The 16,747-nt window shown below is 71.3% G+C and carries 14 protein-coding genes; 6 read left to right on the top strand and 8 right to left on the bottom strand.

The window, feature by feature from the left end:
- Positions 1-241: 241 nt before the first annotated feature.
- The 3 genes from ASG60_RS15195 to ASG60_RS15205 form a co-directional block, all read right to left on the bottom strand.
- Complete coding sequence (locus tag ASG60_RS15195; RefSeq protein WP_082479061.1) at positions 242-1,195, bottom strand: MBL fold metallo-hydrolase; 954 nt, start codon at positions 1,193-1,195, stop codon at positions 242-244.
- A gap of 179 nt (positions 1,196-1,374) precedes the next feature.
- Complete coding sequence (locus ASG60_RS15200) at positions 1,375-2,601, bottom strand: murein L,D-transpeptidase family protein (RefSeq protein ID WP_244476687.1); 1,227 nt, start codon at positions 2,599-2,601, stop codon at positions 1,375-1,377.
- Between the two features lie 156 nt (positions 2,602-2,757).
- Positions 2,758-5,304 carry an ABC transporter transmembrane domain-containing protein gene (locus ASG60_RS15205; RefSeq protein ID WP_056386464.1) on the bottom strand — a complete coding sequence of 849 codons (2,547 nt, stop codon included), beginning with the start codon at positions 5,302-5,304 and terminating at the stop codon, positions 2,758-2,760.
- A gap of 495 nt (positions 5,305-5,799) precedes the next feature.
- Here ASG60_RS15205 and ASG60_RS15210 point away from each other — a divergent pair, with 495 nt between their 5' ends.
- Entirely contained in the window at positions 5,800-7,956 is a 2,157-nt protein-coding gene (locus ASG60_RS15210; RefSeq protein WP_082531776.1) for a TonB-dependent siderophore receptor, read from the top strand.
- A gap of 9 nt (positions 7,957-7,965) precedes the next feature.
- Here the strand turns inward: ASG60_RS15210 and ASG60_RS15215 are convergent, their stop codons facing one another.
- On the bottom strand, positions 7,966-8,370 hold the full coding sequence (locus ASG60_RS15215; protein WP_056176939.1) for a 4-oxalocrotonate tautomerase family protein: 405 nt from the start codon (positions 8,368-8,370) through the stop codon (positions 7,966-7,968).
- Positions 8,371-8,471: 101 nt separating this feature from the next.
- Between ASG60_RS15215 and ASG60_RS15220 the strand changes: the two genes are divergently transcribed.
- Positions 8,472-9,320 (top strand): LysR family transcriptional regulator, encoded by an 849-nt coding sequence (locus tag ASG60_RS15220; RefSeq protein WP_056303787.1) that lies wholly within the window; start codon positions 8,472-8,474, stop codon positions 9,318-9,320.
- A 94-nt stretch (positions 9,321-9,414) separates the two neighbouring features.
- Here ASG60_RS15220 and ASG60_RS15225 read toward each other — a convergent pair whose 3' ends face one another.
- From ASG60_RS15225 to map, 3 genes are all read right to left on the bottom strand, one after another.
- Entirely contained in the window at positions 9,415-9,663 is a 249-nt protein-coding gene (locus tag ASG60_RS15225; RefSeq protein ID WP_056386465.1) for a hypothetical protein, read from the bottom strand.
- A gap of 161 nt (positions 9,664-9,824) precedes the next feature.
- Complete coding sequence (locus ASG60_RS15230) at positions 9,825-10,406, bottom strand: hypothetical protein (protein WP_056386467.1); 582 nt, start codon at positions 10,404-10,406, stop codon at positions 9,825-9,827.
- A gap of 77 nt (positions 10,407-10,483) precedes the next feature.
- Entirely contained in the window at positions 10,484-11,233 is a 750-nt protein-coding gene (map, locus tag ASG60_RS15235; RefSeq protein WP_056176411.1) for a type I methionyl aminopeptidase, read from the bottom strand.
- A 186-nt stretch (positions 11,234-11,419) separates the two neighbouring features.
- On the opposite strand from map, the gene ASG60_RS15240 reads away from it, so the two are divergent.
- The 4 genes from ASG60_RS15240 (at position 11,420) to ASG60_RS15255 (ending at position 14,648) form a co-directional block, all read left to right on the top strand.
- Positions 11,420-11,905: a hypothetical protein gene (locus tag ASG60_RS15240; protein WP_056303784.1), complete on the top strand. Its 486-nt coding sequence runs from the start codon at positions 11,420-11,422 to the stop codon at positions 11,903-11,905.
- Positions 11,899-12,360, top strand: coding sequence for a DUF2442 domain-containing protein (locus tag ASG60_RS15245; protein ID WP_056266498.1), 462 nt, complete (start codon positions 11,899-11,901; stop codon positions 12,358-12,360). The genes ASG60_RS15240 and ASG60_RS15245 overlap by 7 nt, the downstream gene beginning before the upstream one ends.
- Before the next feature lie 183 nt (positions 12,361-12,543).
- On the top strand, positions 12,544-13,359 hold the full coding sequence (locus tag ASG60_RS15250; protein WP_056386469.1) for a class II glutamine amidotransferase: 816 nt from the start codon (positions 12,544-12,546) through the stop codon (positions 13,357-13,359).
- A 554-nt stretch (positions 13,360-13,913) separates the two neighbouring features.
- On the top strand, positions 13,914-14,648 hold the full coding sequence (locus ASG60_RS15255; RefSeq protein ID WP_056176406.1) for a sigma-70 family RNA polymerase sigma factor: 735 nt from the start codon (positions 13,914-13,916) through the stop codon (positions 14,646-14,648).
- Between the two features lie 122 nt (positions 14,649-14,770).
- Here ASG60_RS15255 and ASG60_RS15260 read toward each other — a convergent pair whose 3' ends face one another.
- Positions 14,771-16,729 (bottom strand): YgiQ family radical SAM protein, encoded by a 1,959-nt coding sequence (locus ASG60_RS15260; RefSeq protein WP_156398934.1) that lies wholly within the window; start codon positions 16,727-16,729, stop codon positions 14,771-14,773.
- Between the last annotated feature and the right edge of the window lie 18 nt (positions 16,730-16,747).

Here is a 16,747-nt window from a genome sequence, read left to right on the forward strand (position 1 = left end):
CGGGCCGGTGGGTCTCAGAGGAGACGTGCCGGCCGCGAGCCGGTGTTTAGAAGCTCCCTTTCCGGCTGGCAACCCCTTCCGGACAAGTTTTGCGGGCGAAGGATGCGGCGGCGGCAGGCGGGGTGAATCCGGGCCGGAAGGGCTGGCTGGCCACACCCCGCGGGACGGGCGGAAGGTCCCCAAGGGACGGGCGGAAGGTCCCTGCGGGACAGGCGGAAAGCCCCCTGCGGGACGGCCAGCCCTACGGGACGGCCGCGAGGGCGGGGGCCGGGCGGATGGGTGCGCCGCGGCCGAGCCGGGGCGGGAGGACGATCTGTTGGCGCTCGCGGGCGATGAAGCTCGTCGGCATGACGGCCTGCATCTCGGCCTCCATGCGGCGCAGGGTGTCGTCCGTGTGGCACGGATGGAGGTGGATGATCGCCAGGGCCTCGACGCCGGCGGCGCGGGCGAGCTCCATGCCCTTCTGCCAGGTGGAATGGCCCCAGCCCCGGCAGACCGGGTACTCGCCCTCGGTGAACATGCCGTCGTAGACCATGAGGTCGGCCCCGCGCACGAACTCGAGGAGCGCCGGGTCGGGCCAGGGATCGGAATGCTCGATGTCGCTGATGATGCACAGGCGCCGGCCGGCATGATCGAAGCGGTAGCCCACCGACCCTTGCGGATGGTTGAGCAGGATGGTGTCGACCCGCGCGCCGTCGGCGAAGGCCAGGGTCTCGCCGGCGCGGAAGCCGTGATGCGCGAAGCGGCACGGCAGCACGTCGAGGCTCACGGGAAACAGCGGCGGGGCGAACAGCCGGTCGAGGGCGGCGGCGGCACTCTGTCCGTCGAGGTTGCCGCACCAGGTGTTGATGGTGCGGCCGGCGTCGAGCACCACGGGCTTGAAGAACGGCAACCCGGCCGTGTGATCGAGGTGGAGGTGGCTGAACAGGAGGTCGATGTCGCCCGAGAGGCCGTCCCGGTGGTGCCGGCCGCAGGCGTTCAGGCCCGAGCCCGCGTCGAGGAGGAACAGCCGCTCGCCGTAGCGGATCTCCATGCACGGCGTGCTGCCGCCGAACTCGACGTAGTCCGGCCCGCTGACCGGGGTGGAACCGCGCACGCCCCAGAAGCGTAGGGAGAGGCCCTCGTCCGATCGAACGAGGCCGTCGTCGGGCTGGGTGAACCCGTTCTGCGCGTGCGACCCGTTCGAGCGTGTCATGGTTCGCTTACCAATTGCCCCGATCCGCCTCGGGCCCGAGGGCCGCCTTCGACCTGCGAGACCGTAGGGTCGCCGGTGGTCGCGGCCGAGAGTGTGCCAGGATTGAAGTGGAACGAGTCTGAGGTAAGCAGCCCCTCGGACTACCGATGTGCGGGTTCGCACATGGTCGGGCGCCGGTTTCAGCGCCGGGCGAGATACGCCGGACCGGCCGAAGATCCTGAGGTTGTCGAAGATCCTGAGGTGGTCGAAGAACCGGGGCCGGCCCAATGTCCGGGCGGGGCGAGCCCGGCGGTGTCCCGGTCCATCGCATTCAGGCGCGCGAGGCCCTCGGGCGGCGGCAAGGTGCCGGCAAGGCTGGCCCGCACCAAGCGCGGCAGGGCGTCCGCATAGGCGGTGAGCAGCGGCCCGAACCGCGCCGTCGCGGCCGGCCGCGACAGGTTGGCCGTGCGGGCAAAGGCCATGCGCAGCTCCGGCCCGGCCCAGCGCGACCACACGGCCTCGGCGACGACCACGCGGGGGCGGGCCGGGATCGTCACCACTTCCAAGCCCGCATAGGCCAGGGCCTCGGGCCGGCTGACCTCGCCCAGCGACCCGCCCCGCGCGGCGTGCGCCGCCCAGAACGCGTGCTGCCCGCCATCGGAATAAGTCGTGCGCACGGCCGCACTCCCATCCTCCACCGCCTGGGCGATGCGGCCCTCCTCGTCGGCCCGGTGGGCGGCGACGCGGGCCTCGCGGACGGGGTCCCGGTCCGGTGCGAAACTGTAGCGGCCGGCGACCACGCTCACGGCGGGCTCCTCGCCCAGGGCCTCGAACCGGTCGGAGCCGACCTTGAGCTGGCGCCAGAAGTCGATGTTCGGGTCGGTGCGGTGCCGGGCCATGTTCTGGGCCGTCATCCGGAACGGGTAGGACTGGAACTGGAACGCCGCCTGCCCCCCCGCGAAGGCCTCGCGGGCGATGGCGTAGATCTCGCCCACCACGGCGTCCGTCATGGCGAAGCAGCCCATGGACGAACACACGCCGTGGACCATCACGGCCGAGCCGGTGGAGCCGTGGGCGCGGTCGTAGGCGTTGGGGTAGCCGACGTCGAAGGAGAGGTAGTAGCTCGAATTCGGGTTCATCTGGCGCTGGGGCACCGTGTAGAACCCCTCCGGGGTCTGGCGGTCGCCGGTCTTGCGCTTGGGGCCGAGCTGGCCCGACCAGCGGCAGATGGGAAAGGTCTTCACGTGGACGAAGCGGCCGGACCCGGCCCGCTTCCACACCTCGATCTCGCTCTCCTTCTTGTAGGCGCGAAACAGCACGGGCGCCTGGGCGGTGGTGCCGCGCGCCTGCATCAGCGCCAGGGTGGCGGCGGGGATCGGCGCGAAGGCCTTGCCGGTGGCGGCGAGGGCGGGCGCAGCGAGGCTCATCGCGAAAAGCGCGGCCCAGAGGAACGGTCGAAGGGATAAGACCATGCGCGGCCCGAGGATGGAGCGACCCGTCCGGCGCGGATGCCGTGCGATCAATCTCCCTTGCGTATCGCATCCCATTGCGGCCGCAAGTGGGGGATTTTTTCCCGGTACTCCCTACCCCGCCACCACGGTGTTCCGTTCCACCCGCAGCACGGTATCGAACGGCGCCGCCCCATCGAGCACGCCGGCGTCCGGCAGGCACACGATGAGGCCGCGGCCGGCGCGGGCGGCGCGCAGGGCCGCGAGGCGGGGGCGGATCTCCTCGGGCTTGCGGTCCTCCAGCGCGATGGCCACCACGGCGATGTCGGGGCGGCGCACGAGGCAGCGGGCGAGGTCGATGGCGATGCGCTCGCGCGGGCCGATGGCGTTCTCGCCGAGACTCGCGCCGCCGCCGCCCATCCCGGGCTCGACCCGGCTGTCGAGGCCGAGGCGGTAGACCGTCGGCTCCAGGCCCTCGTCGGCGAGCACCCGGCGCACCAGGGCGCGCACCCGCGCCTCGGCCCCGGCCTCCTCGCCGTTGATGCGGCCGAACAGGATGTTCTCCTCCAGGCTGGCGGCGGCCGTGAGGGTGGCGGGATCGTAGAACTCGACGCTGTCGCGGAGCGAGGGCGGCATCAGCCGGGCGAAGGAATGGCGCGCGGCGACGATGCGGGCCTCGAAGGCGGCGTCGACGAGGCCGAGGCGGTGACGGGTCTCGCTGTAGCGCAGCGCCAGGCCGATGAGGCGCTTGCGGTCGCGCTGGCCCGCCGGCCCGCGCCGCCAGCCCTTGGCCTCGGGCATGCGCGCGACGAGATCCTCGAAGAACCCGCGCTCGGAGGCCGGAAACAGCGAGAACGCGTCGAACAGCGGATGGTCGTCGGGCAAGTCCGAAAAGATCTCGCCGAGGCTGCGGGCCACCTGCAGGCCGACCTCGGCCAGGGGCCGGACGAGGTCCTCGGCCTCCAGCACGGCGCGCAGGTACGGATGGGCGGCGATGCGCTCGGGCGCGAAGGCCGGTCCCACGGCCTCGCCGAACAGGATGTTCTCACCGACCGTGGCCTGGTGGTTGTAGCGGGCGGGGTCGAACGGCTCCACGAGGCGGCCGGCCTTGTCGGCGGCGAGCGCCGCCCGCACGGCGTCGCGGGCGACCACCACCGCACGGGCGACGGCGGGCTCGGCCCGCGGATCGACGGTGCCCTCGAGACCGCGGTCGTAGACGATGGCGTCGAGGCCCGTGAGGGCGAGGATCGCCCGCAGGTCGTCGGGCTCGCCCTCGGCGGCGTGGAGCGGCGCCGCGCCGTACAGGATGTTCTGGCGCAGCGACCCCTCGACCAGGATGGCCTCGGCGCCCGCGAGCGCGATGCGCCGGGCGCGCTCCTCGGGCGCGAAGGCGCGCAGGTCCGTCCCCCCGTAGGTGACGGCCCCGGCCGTGGGTTCGAGCTGGCCCGCGAGCAGGGCGGCGAGCGCCCGCCCGCCGCCGCCGCGCTCGCCCAGGATCGCGACGTGGCCCGGCATCGCGACGGTGAGATCGACGGCGGCGAGGCGCTCGCCCGTCACCGGATCGTAGGCGCCGACCCCCTGGGCGCTCAGGGCGCCGCCCTCGGGAAAGGCGGCGACGCGGGCCGGACGCGGCGGGGTGCGGGCCTCGAGGGCCGGCAGGGCCTGGGCGATGCCCCGGAAGGTCGCGAGCAGGTCGCGGTGGACCGTGTGCAGGTGGAGGGCGACGGCGAGCGCCACCACCGCGAGGGCGAAGCCGCCGCCCGCCGCCACCAGGGCGCCGGGCGCGACGGGCGCCCCGTCGCGCCACAGGGCGACGGCGACCACGATGGCGGGCAGGAGGATGCCCAGCGCCATGGAGGGCGCGCGGGCGGAGGCGAGGGCCGATTCCGAGCGCTCCAGATGGGTCCGGGCGGCCTGCCCCTTGGCGGCGAGGCGGGCGCGCTCGAAGGCGGCAGCGCCGTGGGCCCGCACGGCCGGCATGCGGCGGATCAGGTCGGCGAGCGCCCGCTCGAAGGTGGCGCCGGAGCGCAGGCGCAGGGCCGTGCGCGCCCGCATCCGCCGTTGGATCAGCGCGCGGGCGAGGCCGGCGGCCAGCAGCCCCACGGCGACCGTGGGCACGAGGCGGGGCGCGGCGAGCCAGGCGAGGCCCAGCGCCAGGAGGGCGGTGCCCAGCGCCATGGCGGGCACGAGAAGGCCGAGGCCGAACAGGGTGTCGATGCGGGCGAGGAGATCGCCCACGGACTGCGCCACCGCGCGGGCGTCGTCGCGGGCGGCGGGGGGGGCGCGCAGGATCGCCTCGGTGACGCGGGCGTTGAGGCGCTCCACCGTGCGGCTCTGGGCGACGAAGCACAGGCGGGCGACGCCCCAGCCGAGGGCCGCCGAGGCCAGGGCCGCGCCCGAGAGCAGCACGAGGGCGAGGCGCACCCGCTCGGCCGGCGCCAGGGGCCAGCCCGCGAAGAGCACGAAGGCCCCCTCCCCCGGCGGGCGCCACGGCAACAGCGCCGCCACGCGCAGGAACGCGTCGGCGTGGTCGGGCGCCGCCACCAGGACGCCGACGAGGTCGCGCAGGCACAGGAGGGCGAGGAGGGCGAGGGGGCCGCCGAGCCCCAGGGTGAGGGCGATGGCGGCCCCGTGTTCCGCCGGCGCGGATCGCCAGGTGAAGACGATCGGCTCGCGGTCCATCGGCATCCTTCGCGTCCCGCCCCGCGCGCCGGAGCCTCGGCGCCGGCTTAGAGGATCGGGACGATGGGTGAAAGCGCGGGGGCGCACGTCGCGGCGCAGCCCCGGCGGGCGAACGGCACGTCGACGGTCTGACCGCCCCTGCTGCGGCGCCCCGGCCAAGGATCGCCCAGGGGTTTCGGGGCACATCCGGTCGCGAGGGGATGGCCGGAACGGGTTCGCATCGCGATCCCCCATGGTTCGCCGCGCGGCCCGGAGGCGGATGATCTAGGCGAAGACAAACTTTATCTGCTAACTTTCGTGGAAGACTTGAGAAAGGCGGGTTGTTTTTAATTATTACAATTCTTGTTTGTTGAATTATTGTCACATCTCGACCATCACGGATTAAAGTCCGGAACCTTTTGTGCCTCACCCGCTTGCGGCCTCCCCGGTGCGGGTGCTCAACGGCGGCGTTGACGGAGCGCCGGGGCGTCCGCCGCAGGTCGGAGGGGGGACGCGATGCCGAAGGTCTACGGGGATGGATGGCTGCGGGTCGCGACCGTTCTCGGCGGCCTGACGCCGCTCTGTGTGGCCGGCGCCGTCGCGCAGCCCGCCGGCGTGCCGGAGGAGGTGGCCCTGTCGGAGCTGTCCGTGGCCGGCTCCGGGCTCGGCACGGGCGAGCGCGCCACCGGCCCGGTGGTGGGCTACCGCGCCACCCGGTCGGCCACGGCGACCCGGACCGACACCCCCTTACGCGACACGCCCCAATCCGTGCAGGTGGTGCCGCGCGAGGTCCTGGAGGACCGCCAGGACGTCCGGCTGTCGGATGCGCTCGCCAACGTCAGCAACGTGCAGCCCGGCGGCACCCTCCAGGGCCGCTCGGACACCTTCCTCATCCGCGGCTTCCGCACCCAGACCTACGCCGTCGACGGCGTGCTGCTGAACCAGGCCAACAACTTCCTCTCGACCCAGCGCGACCTCGCCGACGTCGAGCGCATCGAGGTGCTGAAAGGCCCGGCCTCGGTCCTCTACGGGCGCGGCGACCCCGGCGGCCTCGTCAACATCGTCACGCGTCGCCCCACCCTGGCGCCGTCCGGCGACCTCACCGTGCAGGGCGGCAGCTACGGCTTCGCGCGGCTCCAGGGCTCGGTCTCGGGGGCGCTGCCCGGGACGGAGGGCTTCGCCGGCCGGGTCAGCTTCGCCGCGCAGGACGACCCGACCTTCCGCAACTACGGCGACGACCGGAGCAATTCGCGCTTCTTCGTCGCCCCGGCCTTCACCTGGACGCCCACCGCCGACACCCGCGTCGAGTTCCTGGCCGAGATCACCCGGCAGGATACGCAGTACGACGAGGGCTTGATCGCCCGCAACGGCCGAGTGCCGCTGGACGACATCGCCCGCTTCTACGGCACCACGAATTCCCGCTACGCCGGGGCTTCGAACTTCGCGACCCTGCGCGTGGAGCACGACCTCACTCCGGACGTGACCCTGCGCCAGATCGTCAACGTCCAGTCGGGCTCCTTCGACGTGTTCGCGGCCCGCGCCACGGCGGTGAACCCCGCCGGCACCCTGGTCACGCGGCGGGGCTCCCTCGTCAATTCGGACTTCGCGTCCATCGACACCCAGTCCGAGGTCGTGGCGAAGTTCGACATCCTCGGCCTGCGCCACACCTTCCTGGCCGGCTTCGAATACACCAACGGCTACCGCCGGCCGATCTCGCAGCAGACCGCCGCCACGACGACCACGAGCTTCCTCAACCCGGTGCCGCGCATCGCCTACGGGGCATTCACGTTCCAGAGCGACCTGAAGCAGCGCAACGACCTCTACGGGGTCTACCTGCAGGACCAGATCGACCTCGGCGCCGGCCTGCAGCTGCTGCTGGGCACGCGCATGGATTTCGGCAGCCAGTTCTTCTTCAGCCGCACGCCGACCTCGCGCACGGTGCCGCCCGAGCAGGAGCTGTTCGGATTCTCGCCGCGCGTCGGCCTCGTCTACCGCCCCGTCGAGCCGCTCACCCTGTACGCGAGCTACACGAACTCGTTCAAACCGCAGACCGACAACGTGCTCGGCGCCACCAATCCGCCGCCCGAAACGGGCGTGCAATACGAGGTCGGCGCCCGCTACGACCTCGTTCCGTCCCTCCTCACGATCAGTGCCGCCGCCTTCCGCATCGAGCGCCAGAACGTGTCCGCCGCCGATCCGAACAACGCCACCTTCTCGGTGATCACCGGCGCCCAGCGCTCGGAGGGCGTGGAATTCGACATCGCCGGCGAGATCCTGCCGGGCTGGAAAATCATCGGCGGCCTGGGCTACCTCGACGCCAGAATCGCCCGGGACACCACCTTCGCGGTGGGCAACCGCCTCGTCGGCGTGCCCGAGTTCAGCGCCAGCCTGTGGTCGACCTATCAGATCCCCGACGGCCCATGGCGCGGCCTCGGCGTCGGCTTCGGCGCGACCCATGTGGGGGCCCGGTTCGGCGACCTCAACAACAGCTACAAGGTTGGCGCCTATACGCGCCTCGACGCGGCTTTGTTCTACGATTACGAGCGCTACCGCTTCGCCATCAACGCCCGCAACCTCACGGACGCGCGCTACATCGAGCAGCCGTTCAACCAGTTCAACAACCAGCCGGGCTCCCCCCTGACGGTGCTGGCGACCATCACGGCGCGGATGTGAGACGGGGCGCTATCCCGGGTGGGCGGCGGCCCAGCGGGCATTCTGGGTGCGGCCGCCGTAGCCGTATGCGTCGCCGTCGACCGCATGCACGAACGCGTAGCATTCCGCGTGCAACGGGCCGATCAACCTCTCCATGCCGGCGAAGGCCGCCTGGACGAACGCGGTGGTCTCGGCCTTCGTGTTGGTCCCGGCCGTGATCTTGATGTCGAGCCAGAACGCCGACAGCCCCGCCTCCGTCGGGCGCCGTCCGGCGATGAACCACCCCTGCGGATCGGCCTCCTCCACCAGCACGGCGGTGACGTCCGGGTCCTTGCCGAGCCGCTCGGCGCCGAGGCGGGTCGCCAGCCGGGCGATCTCGGACCTCAGGTTCTCGCGCGGCGATGCGGTGACGTAGCGGACGGTGATCATGGGCATGGGAGCCTCCTTGGGCTTCGGGGTGCAGAGGAGACTTTGGCCCTGTTCGCGTCGGCGCAGAACGCTATGATGCGCACGCTTCATCATAGCGGTTCGATATCATGCTCGACCTCGTTTCCGTCCGCCTGTTCATCCTCGCGGTGGAGTTCGGCAACCTGACCCGGGCGGCGGAAGCGGCCGGGACGGTGCAGCCGGTGGTCAGCACGCGCCTCAAGGCGCTCGAGGCGGCCCTCGGCCGCAAGCTGCTCGACCGCACGCCCCGCTTCGTTCGGCCGACGGAGGACGGCGTGGCCTTCCTGGCCAAGGCACGGGCGCTGATGGCGGCCCACGACAGCGCCGCGTGCTTCGACGACGCGCCGACCATGCGGTTCGCCATCGGGGCGAGCGACCACGCCCTCGGAACCGGCCTGGAACACGTGATCCGCCACGTCCGTGCCGCCCTCCCGTCGCGCAGCGCCCTCGAGCTGCGCAGCGGGACCTCCCTGCAGGTCCGCGCGGCGTTCGACGACGGCGACCTCGACGCGGTGATCGTCCGGCGGGAGGCGGGCGGCGCGGAGGGGGAGGTGCTCGGGCTGGACCCCCTGGGCTGGCGATGCGGGGACGACGACGCCCTCGCGCAGGACCGCGCCGTCCCCCTGATCACCCTCGGGCCGGCCTGCGGGGTGAGGGCCGTCGCCGTCCGGCGTCTCGACGCGGCCAACCGCCCGTGGCGGGAGGCCTTCATCGGGGGCAGCTGCAGCGCGCTCCTGGCCGCCGTGCGCGCGGGGCTCGGCGTCGCCCCCATGGGGGCCGTCGCCTCGGGGCGCATGGGCGACGTCGGACCGCGCCTCGGCCTTCCCGACCTGCCGCCCTCCGAGATCGTGATGCTGGCACGCACCGGCTCCCCGACGGCCGCCGCCGCGGCCCGCGCCCTCGACGCCGCCGTCCGGACCCTGCTGCGGGAGGCGTGACGGGCGGGACTCCGCCGAAGCGGGTGCCCCCTAACCCGGCATGGCCAGCACCACCGGCCCGTCGCGGGTGGCGGCGACGGTGTGTTCGTCCCGCTCAATCCAGAGCTTGCGGATGCCCGCGGCTCCACATGCGCCAGCGGATGAGGCCCACCATGACGGCGCCGACAAGTGCACCGAGAAGCGAGAAGCCCATCGTCGTGGCCTCCCATCGCAGGCAGAAGACGGCCGATCCGTCCTCATGACTGATCATGCGACCGACCCCGGCTGCCACTCCGGCAAGGGCGAGCCACGCCGCATCGCCGGCGATCTTCCTGGCCAGAGCGGCCCGGTCCGTTGCAGCCATCCCGCCGCCTCTCATCGCCCCGTCGCTCAAGCGTAGCACTGGAATCTGAACGGTCGCGCACCGGCCGGTCGCGCTTCAGCACGCCACCTTGCCGGCGCCCATACACGCCGCGACGCAAGCGTGGTCCAACCCCACGTAACCTTCCCCGCGTAACCTTCGCCTTACCGGCGGAGAAAGGTCCGAAAATCCTCGAACGTCAGGAGCGGGGGTGGCGGCACGGGCGGTGAAACCGTTCTCGGAGGCGACGGAGCCTTTTGGGCGTGCCACGCAATGCACGCGTTGCAGGCCGACACGACCCACATCGCGCCCCTTCGGACGACGACCAGCGTGTTGTCGTCGTCCCCTTCGAAGAGAAACCCAGGCTCTGTCGGAACTCCCCACAAAGAGGAGAAGAGGTCGCCGACGATCATTGCAGGCCCAACCTGAAGTATGAGCTCCGGCACCATGCCGGCGGCTTCGTCGCGGGCCAGCACGGTCATGCAGCGTCCGAGTCGGCAATCGGCCTCGACGCGCAGGAGGACGACCTCGGGATGCGATGCCGCGTCCTCGATCGTCCGCAGGTGCGCAACCGACTCATCGGCGTCGTGGGGCCGAAGTGTCCGCACCAGGGCCTCGGCGCGCACTTTGAGCTGCTCCGGCAATGGGGATTCCAGAGGGCGCATGGTCCACTGGGCTCGAGCCGCACCGCCGAGTCCGGCGACCATCAGCAGGGCGAGCCCGCAGCCGAACAGGCGCATCCGCATACCAACCCCTTCAACGCAGCCTTGGCCACAGTTCCCCTCCCCGCGCGGGAGAAAGGCGGTCTCCGCCCTCGGCTCGCTCAGCCCGGCACGGTCAGCACCACCGGCCCGTTGCGGGTGGCGACGACGGTGTGTTCGTACTGCACCGTGAGGGCGCGGGGGCGGCTGTAGAGGGTCCAGGGGTCGTCGCCGTCCTCCGCGAAATCGGCGCCCAGGGACAGGAACGGCTCGACGGTGAACACCAGCCCCTCGCCCATGATCCGGCGCTCGGAGGCGTCGGGCCAGGTGGCGATCTCCTTCGGCTCCTCGTGCAGGGACAGGCCGACGCCGTGGCTCGCGAGGTTGCGCACCAGGGTGTAGCCGTTCTTCTTCGCGAAGGCGCCGACCGCCTGCCCGATGCCCGAAAGCGGCTTGCCCGTGCCGACCTGGCGCAGGCCGGCCCACAGCGCCCGGCGCCCGTCCCGGCACAGGCGTTCGACGGCGCGGGTCACCGGCGGCACGGCGAACGACGCGCCGGTGTCGGAGAAGGTGCCGTCCTTCTCCGCCGAGACGTCGATGTTGACGAGATCCCCCGGCGCGATCCGGCGCGCCCCCGGGATGCCGTGGGCGATCTCCTCGTTGATGCTGATGCAGGTCGCCCCGGGAAAGCCGTAGGCGAGCTCGGGCGCCGGCCGCGCGCCCGCGCCGGCGAGGAACGCCCGCCCGATCCCGTCGAGTTCGGCCGTGGTCATGCCGGGCTCGATGGCCCGGCCCATGGCCTCCAGGGTGTTGGCGACGATGCGGCCGATCCGCTTCAGCGCCTCCAGCTCGTCGTCGCTCGACACCGTCATGCAGCTTCCTCATCGCGGAGCCGGACGCGGCTCGGGGCAGGACGGTTCTGCCAGCTTCGGGGGTGCGGGCCAAGAAATCCAAAGGCCGCGCCTGCACTCTTTGGTTTTGCGATGGCCCGGAGCGGTGGCGGGCCCTCCGGCATCGCCCCCTTGGAATAACCCAACTGATGGGTTATCAGGAAGCCTATGGCGGGGACGATCTTCTGGCACGGTGCGATCCAAGTCTTCATCGCAGCCGAAGATCACCCACCGCCGCACATTCATGCACACCACGCCAGCGAGGGATGGACCGCGCGGTTCAGGTTCTCGTTCCTGTCCGACATCACGGGGCTCTACAGATTTCGGCGCCGACAGCGCCGACCGGGCGTCGCGACTCTGAACGCGGTGGCCGACGCCATCATGGATCATCTGCCCGCCTGTCGGGAGGCCTGGTGGAACACGCACGGATCCCGGCATGGAATCGGCCTCGTGAACCAGCGTGTCGAATTCCGCCCCACCCCGGATGGCGACGGCGTGCGGGCCAGGGTGGCGCGCAAGGCCGATCCCCACGCCGCCAGCATCACGACGGCGGCTTACGATGTCCGGACGGGACGGGTCACCCTGAGCCTCGCGGATGGACGAACGCTTTCGCTCACGGCGGGCCAGCACATCGAGGAGGCCGCGGAATGGTAAAGCAGGACGACGCGTGGACCCTTCCGCGCCGAAAGCCGATCACCAAGGCGATCTTGGATCGGGCCACCGCCACCGAAACGGCGCGTGCGAGCCACGAACATCAGGCCCGGGCGGCGTGGTTCGATCCACACCACGACGCGGTGCTGATGATCCTGACGGATGGGCGCGCCTTCGGCGCCCAGCGCAGCCTCATCCCGTCCCTGTGCGAGGCTTCGCCGGAGCAGCTCCATGGATTGCGCGCCACGGAGGATGGCGCGTTCCTCGCCGTTGCGGCGCTCGATCTGCACATCAACGTCGATGGCCTCGTGACACGCCTGATCGAGCAATCCCCCGTCACGATCCGCCAGGCGGGAGCCCGTCTGGCGGGGCAGGCCGTCTCCGCCGCCAAGGCGACGGCTGCGGCCCGGAACGGCCGGCTCGGCGGCCGGCCGCGCAGGGATGCGAAGGCCGGTTGACGCCCCCTCGGGCGTTTCCCGCAGGAGCGACGGCCCCAAATGCGAAATCCGGCTTCCCCGGGCCACGGGCGGACCAATATAGGTTAGACCGCGCAACCGGTTCCGCCGGCCGTCCGTTTCCGCCTGCCTGGGTCCGCCCGCTCCGCCCCGCCGCCCGTCCCGACCGGAACTCCCCGAAATCCCATGTGCGAACTGCTCGGCATGAGCGCGAACGTGCCCACCGACATCCGGTTCTCCTTCGCCGCCCTGGCGCGGCGCGGCGGCGAGACCGGCCCGCATGCCGACGGCTGGGGCATCTCGTTCTACGAGGGACGGGGCGCGCGCGCCTTCCACGAGCCGGAGCCGAGCGCGCAATCGGAGCTGGCTCGGCTCCTGCGCCGAACCCCGATCAAGAGCCGCATCGTCATCGCCCACGTGCGCAAGGCCAATCGCGGCCGGGTCAACCTCGAGAACACCCACCCGTTCAGCCGGGAATTGTGGGGCCGGCGCTGGACCTTCGCGCATAACGGCCAGTTGAGGGGTGTGAAGAAGTGGCCGCTGACGTGGTTCAAGCCCGTGGGCTCCACGGACAGCGAGCACGCCTTCTGTTGGATGCTCGACCAGTTGCAGCAGCGCTGGCCCGACCTTCCGAGCCCGGCCCGCCTCGACCGGGCTGTGACGGATCTGTGCGCCGAACTCCACGGATTGGGCGTGTTCAACATGCTGCTCTCGGACAGCCGCACCCTCTACGCCCATTGCGGCAAGCGCCTGTGCTACCTCACCCGCTGCGCCCCCTTCGGCACCGCCACCCTGGTGGACGAGGATTGGCGCGTCGATTTCGCGCAAGAGACCGGCACGGACGACGTGGTGACGGTGATCGCCACCAAGGCGCTGACCCGCGACGAGTGCTGGACCGACGTCGAGCGCGGCCACGTGCTCTCGCTCCGCGACGGCGCCGTCCGCATCCTGAAGCCCGACGGCCGGGCCTCGGCACGGGTGCCCTCCCCCTGCGGCTGCTGAGCGACTCTTTTACAGGACCAGCCCTTGGCCGGTCCCAACGGCGGATGGCGCGCCGAAGAGGTGTTCGAGCGCGGTGCGTAGGGCCCGCCGCGCTCCCTCTCCTTTCGGGCGGGGCAATTGCTCCCTTCGGTCAGGGCGATTGCATATGCCGTTTGGGACCGTTTGAAGTCCCGCCCCGCTTTGTCATCCCGAGGCCGCGGAGCGGAACCCGGACCCCAGAGACACGGGTTTGGCCAAGTCTTGCTCTGCCGGCGGCTCTGGATTGCACGCCTCCGGCGCGAATCTGGATTCCGGGTTCGCCTGCGGCGCCCCGGAATGACGCAGATGGTCGAATGCGATCGCCCTGCCTGGACGGAGAGGAAACCCACGCTGCCCGCGCAAGGCATCGGACCGCGGGGCTGTTGATGTGGACGATGGCGCAACCCTGACGGTTGCGGGCCGGGATGCGTGGCCGGGCGGGATGCGCTACAACGCGTCCACACGACGGGCGTCGCGCGTGTTGTCTTCCACGCGCCGGACGCTCTCCCCCGCGATCGACCAGAATACGACGAGCCATGACCCGCGACGCGATCGACACTGCCGCCGACCTCGACACCGCCGAGGATGCCCGCCCGAACCTGTCGTCCAACATCCGGACGCATCTCGGCGAGCACCTGCGCACGGTCTACGACCGCCTTCCCACGGACGAGCAGCCGACCCGCTTCGCCGAACTCATCGAGAAGCTCGAAGCCGCCCTGAAGGCGCGCGGCGAGGCCATCGAGCCCGAGTTCCGCAACGGATTGCTCGCCGCCGTGCCGTCGTTGCGCGCCTTCGCCCTGTCGCTGACGAGCAACCCGGCCCGCTCCGACGACCTCGTGCAGGACACCCTGCTCAAGGGCTGGCAGCACCGCGCCCGGTTCCAGCCGGGCACGAACCTCAACGCGTGGCTGTTCACCATCCTGCGCAACATCTTCTACTCGGACCACCGCAAGCGCGTCCGTGAGGTCGAGGACCAGGACGGCTCCTACGCCGCGCGGCTGGCCACGGCCCCGCACCAGGGCGACCGCCTCGACGTGGAGGACCTGCAGACGGCGCTGGGCAAGCTCCCGCCCGACCAGCGCGAGGCCCTGGTGCTGGTGGGTGCCGAAGGCGTCTCCTACGAGGAGGCCGCCGCCATCATGGGCTGCAAGGTCGGCACGGTGAAGAGCCGCGTCAGCCGTGCCCGCGGGCGCCTCGCCGAACTCCTCGGCTATGACGAGGAAGACCTGTCGTCGGACCGGCTGATCCAGTCGGCGATGCCGAAGGACTGACGCGCCGCCCGGATCGAAGGGCGGCCCGGGGCGGAGAACCGCCCCGTGGTCGCCCGCGCTTTGCCGTTCCCAGGTTTGCCGTTCCGGGAACGCCCGCAACGGCCGACGGTCGGACGCGCCCGTCACTTCCCCAGCGGCACGCCCTTGGTGGTGAAACGCGGCGCGCCCGGGTGGCGCCCGGGTCGCGGCTGGCCTTGCCCCTTGCCGCCCACCTTGCCCAAACCCGTTCCCGGCGGCTGCGCGAGCGGGATGAGCTGGTCCGGCCGCGGCCCGATGAGATCGGCGCGGCCCATGGCCCGCAGCGCCTCGCGCAGCAGGGGCCAGTTCTCGGGGTCGTGGTAGCGCAGGAACGCCTTGTGCAGGCGGCGCTGCCGCATCCCCTTGATCGCGTCGACGGGCTCGCTGCCACCGCGCCGCACACCCTGCAGGGGATTGATCTCGGTGTGATACATGGTCGTGGCCGTCGCCATGGGCGAGGGCAGGAACGTCTGCACCTGATCGGCGCGGTAGTCGTTCTTCTTCAGCCAGACGGCGAGGTTCATCATGTCCGCGTCGGTGGTGCCGGGATGCGCCGCGATGAAGTACGGGATCAGGTAGTATTTCTTGCCGGCCTTCTTGGCGGCGGCGTCGAACATCTCCTTGAAGCGGTCGTAGGTGCCGATGCCCGGCTTCATCATCAGGTCGAGGGGCCCGCGCTCGGTGTGCTCGGGCGCGATCTTGAGACGGCCCCCGACGTGGTGGGTCACGAGTTCCTCGACGTATTCGGGGCTCCGGACCGCCAGATCGTAGCGCACGCCGGAGGCGACCATCACCTTCTTGACGCCCTCCACCTCGCGGACCTTGCGGTAGAGGCGGATCAGGTCGTCGTGCGAGGTGTTCAGGTTCGGGCAGATGTCCGGAAACACGCAGGACGGCAGGCGGCACGCCGCCTCGATCTTCGGGTCCTTGCAGGCCATCCGGTACATGTTGGCCGTGGGTCCGCCGACATCCGAGATCACGCCCGTGAAACCCGGGGTCTTGTCGCGGATCAGCTCGATCTCGCGCAGGATCGAGCCCTCCGAGCGGTTCTGGATGACGCGGCCCTCGTGCTCGGTGATGGAGCAGAAGGTGCAGCCGCCAAAGCACCCGCGCATGATCGTCACCGAGAACTTGATCATGTCCCAGGCGGGGATCTTCGCGTCGCCGTAGGCGGGATGGGGCGCGCGGGCGTAGGGGAGGTCGTAGACCGAATCCATCTCCTCGCTGGTGAGCGGGATCGGCGGCGGGTTCAGCCACAGGTCGCGGTCGCCGTGGCGCTGGACCAGGGGGCGGGCGTTGCCGGGATTGGCCTCCCGGTGCAGCACCCGCGAGGCGCGGGCATAGGCCTCCTTGCAGTCCTTGACCTCGTCGTAGGCGGGGAGCCGGATCACGGTCTCGCCGGGGCGGCGCATGGCGGCCTCGTCGGCCGAATCGAGATCGTCGGCGGGCAGCTCGGTGTAGTGCTCGGGCACCCGGCGGAACAGGGCGACGCCCCGGACGGAATCGAGCTCGTGCGGCTTCGCGCCGGCGGCCATGCGGTTCGCCACCTCGACCACGGCGCGCTCGGCATTGCCGTAGAGGAGGAGATCGGCCTTGGCGTCCGCCAGGATCGAGCGGCGCACCTTGTCGGACCAGTAATCGTAGTGGGCGATGCGGCGGAGCGACGCCTCGATGCCGCCGAGGATGATCGGCACGTCCTTGTAGGCCTCGCGGCAGCGCTGCGTGTAGACGATGGTCGAGCGGTCCGGGCGGGCGCCGCCTTCCCCGCCCGCCGTGTAGGCATCGTCGCTGCGCAGGCGCCGATCCGCCGTGTAGCGGTTCACCATCGAATCGAGATTGCCGCCGGTGACGCCGAAGAACAGCGTCGGCCGGCCCAACACCTTGAACGGCTCCGCCGATTGCCAGTCGGGCTGCGCGATGATGCCGACCCGGAAGCCCTGCGCTTCGAGCAGGCGGCCGATGATAGCCATGCCGAAGCTCGGATGATCGACATAGGCGTCGCCCGTCACCAGAACGATGTCGCAGGCATCCCACCCGAGCCTGTCCATCTCGGCCCGGCTCATGGGCAGGAACGGCGCCGC

Source organism: Methylobacterium sp. Leaf469, assembly GCF_001424745.1.
Lineage (GTDB): Bacteria > Pseudomonadota > Alphaproteobacteria > Rhizobiales > Beijerinckiaceae > Methylobacterium.

Excerpts from the sequence above, each read along its gene's own strand:
- ASG60_RS15195 (WP_082479061.1), bottom strand. The coding sequence starts at position 1,195 with ATGACACGCTCGAACGGGTCGCACGCGCAGAACGGGTTCACCCAGCCC.
- ASG60_RS15200 (WP_244476687.1), bottom strand. The coding sequence starts at position 2,601 with ATGAGCCTCGCTGCGCCCGCCCTCGCCGCCACCGGCAAGGCCTTCGCG.
- ASG60_RS15205 (WP_056386464.1), bottom strand. The coding sequence starts at position 5,304 with ATGGACCGCGAGCCGATCGTCTTCACCTGGCGATCCGCGCCGGCGGAA.
- ASG60_RS15210 (WP_082531776.1), top strand. The coding sequence starts at position 5,800 with ATGCCGAAGGTCTACGGGGATGGATGGCTGCGGGTCGCGACCGTTCTC.
- ASG60_RS15215 (WP_056176939.1), bottom strand. The coding sequence starts at position 8,370 with ATGCCCATGATCACCGTCCGCTACGTCACCGCATCGCCGCGCGAGAAC.
- ASG60_RS15220 (WP_056303787.1), top strand. The coding sequence starts at position 8,472 with ATGCTCGACCTCGTTTCCGTCCGCCTGTTCATCCTCGCGGTGGAGTTC.
- ASG60_RS15225 (WP_056386465.1), bottom strand. The coding sequence starts at position 9,663 with ATGGCTGCAACGGACCGGGCCGCTCTGGCCAGGAAGATCGCCGGCGAT.
- ASG60_RS15230 (WP_056386467.1), bottom strand. The coding sequence starts at position 10,406 with ATGCGGATGCGCCTGTTCGGCTGCGGGCTCGCCCTGCTGATGGTCGCC.
- map (WP_056176411.1), bottom strand. The coding sequence starts at position 11,233 with ATGACGGTGTCGAGCGACGACGAGCTGGAGGCGCTGAAGCGGATCGGC.
- ASG60_RS15240 (WP_056303784.1), top strand. The coding sequence starts at position 11,420 with ATGGCGGGGACGATCTTCTGGCACGGTGCGATCCAAGTCTTCATCGCA.
- ASG60_RS15245 (WP_056266498.1), top strand. The coding sequence starts at position 11,899 with ATGGTAAAGCAGGACGACGCGTGGACCCTTCCGCGCCGAAAGCCGATC.
- ASG60_RS15250 (WP_056386469.1), top strand. The coding sequence starts at position 12,544 with ATGTGCGAACTGCTCGGCATGAGCGCGAACGTGCCCACCGACATCCGG.
- ASG60_RS15255 (WP_056176406.1), top strand. The coding sequence starts at position 13,914 with ATGACCCGCGACGCGATCGACACTGCCGCCGACCTCGACACCGCCGAG.
- ASG60_RS15260 (WP_156398934.1), bottom strand. The coding sequence starts at position 16,729 with ATGAGCCGGGCCGAGATGGACAGGCTCGGGTGGGATGCCTGCGACATC.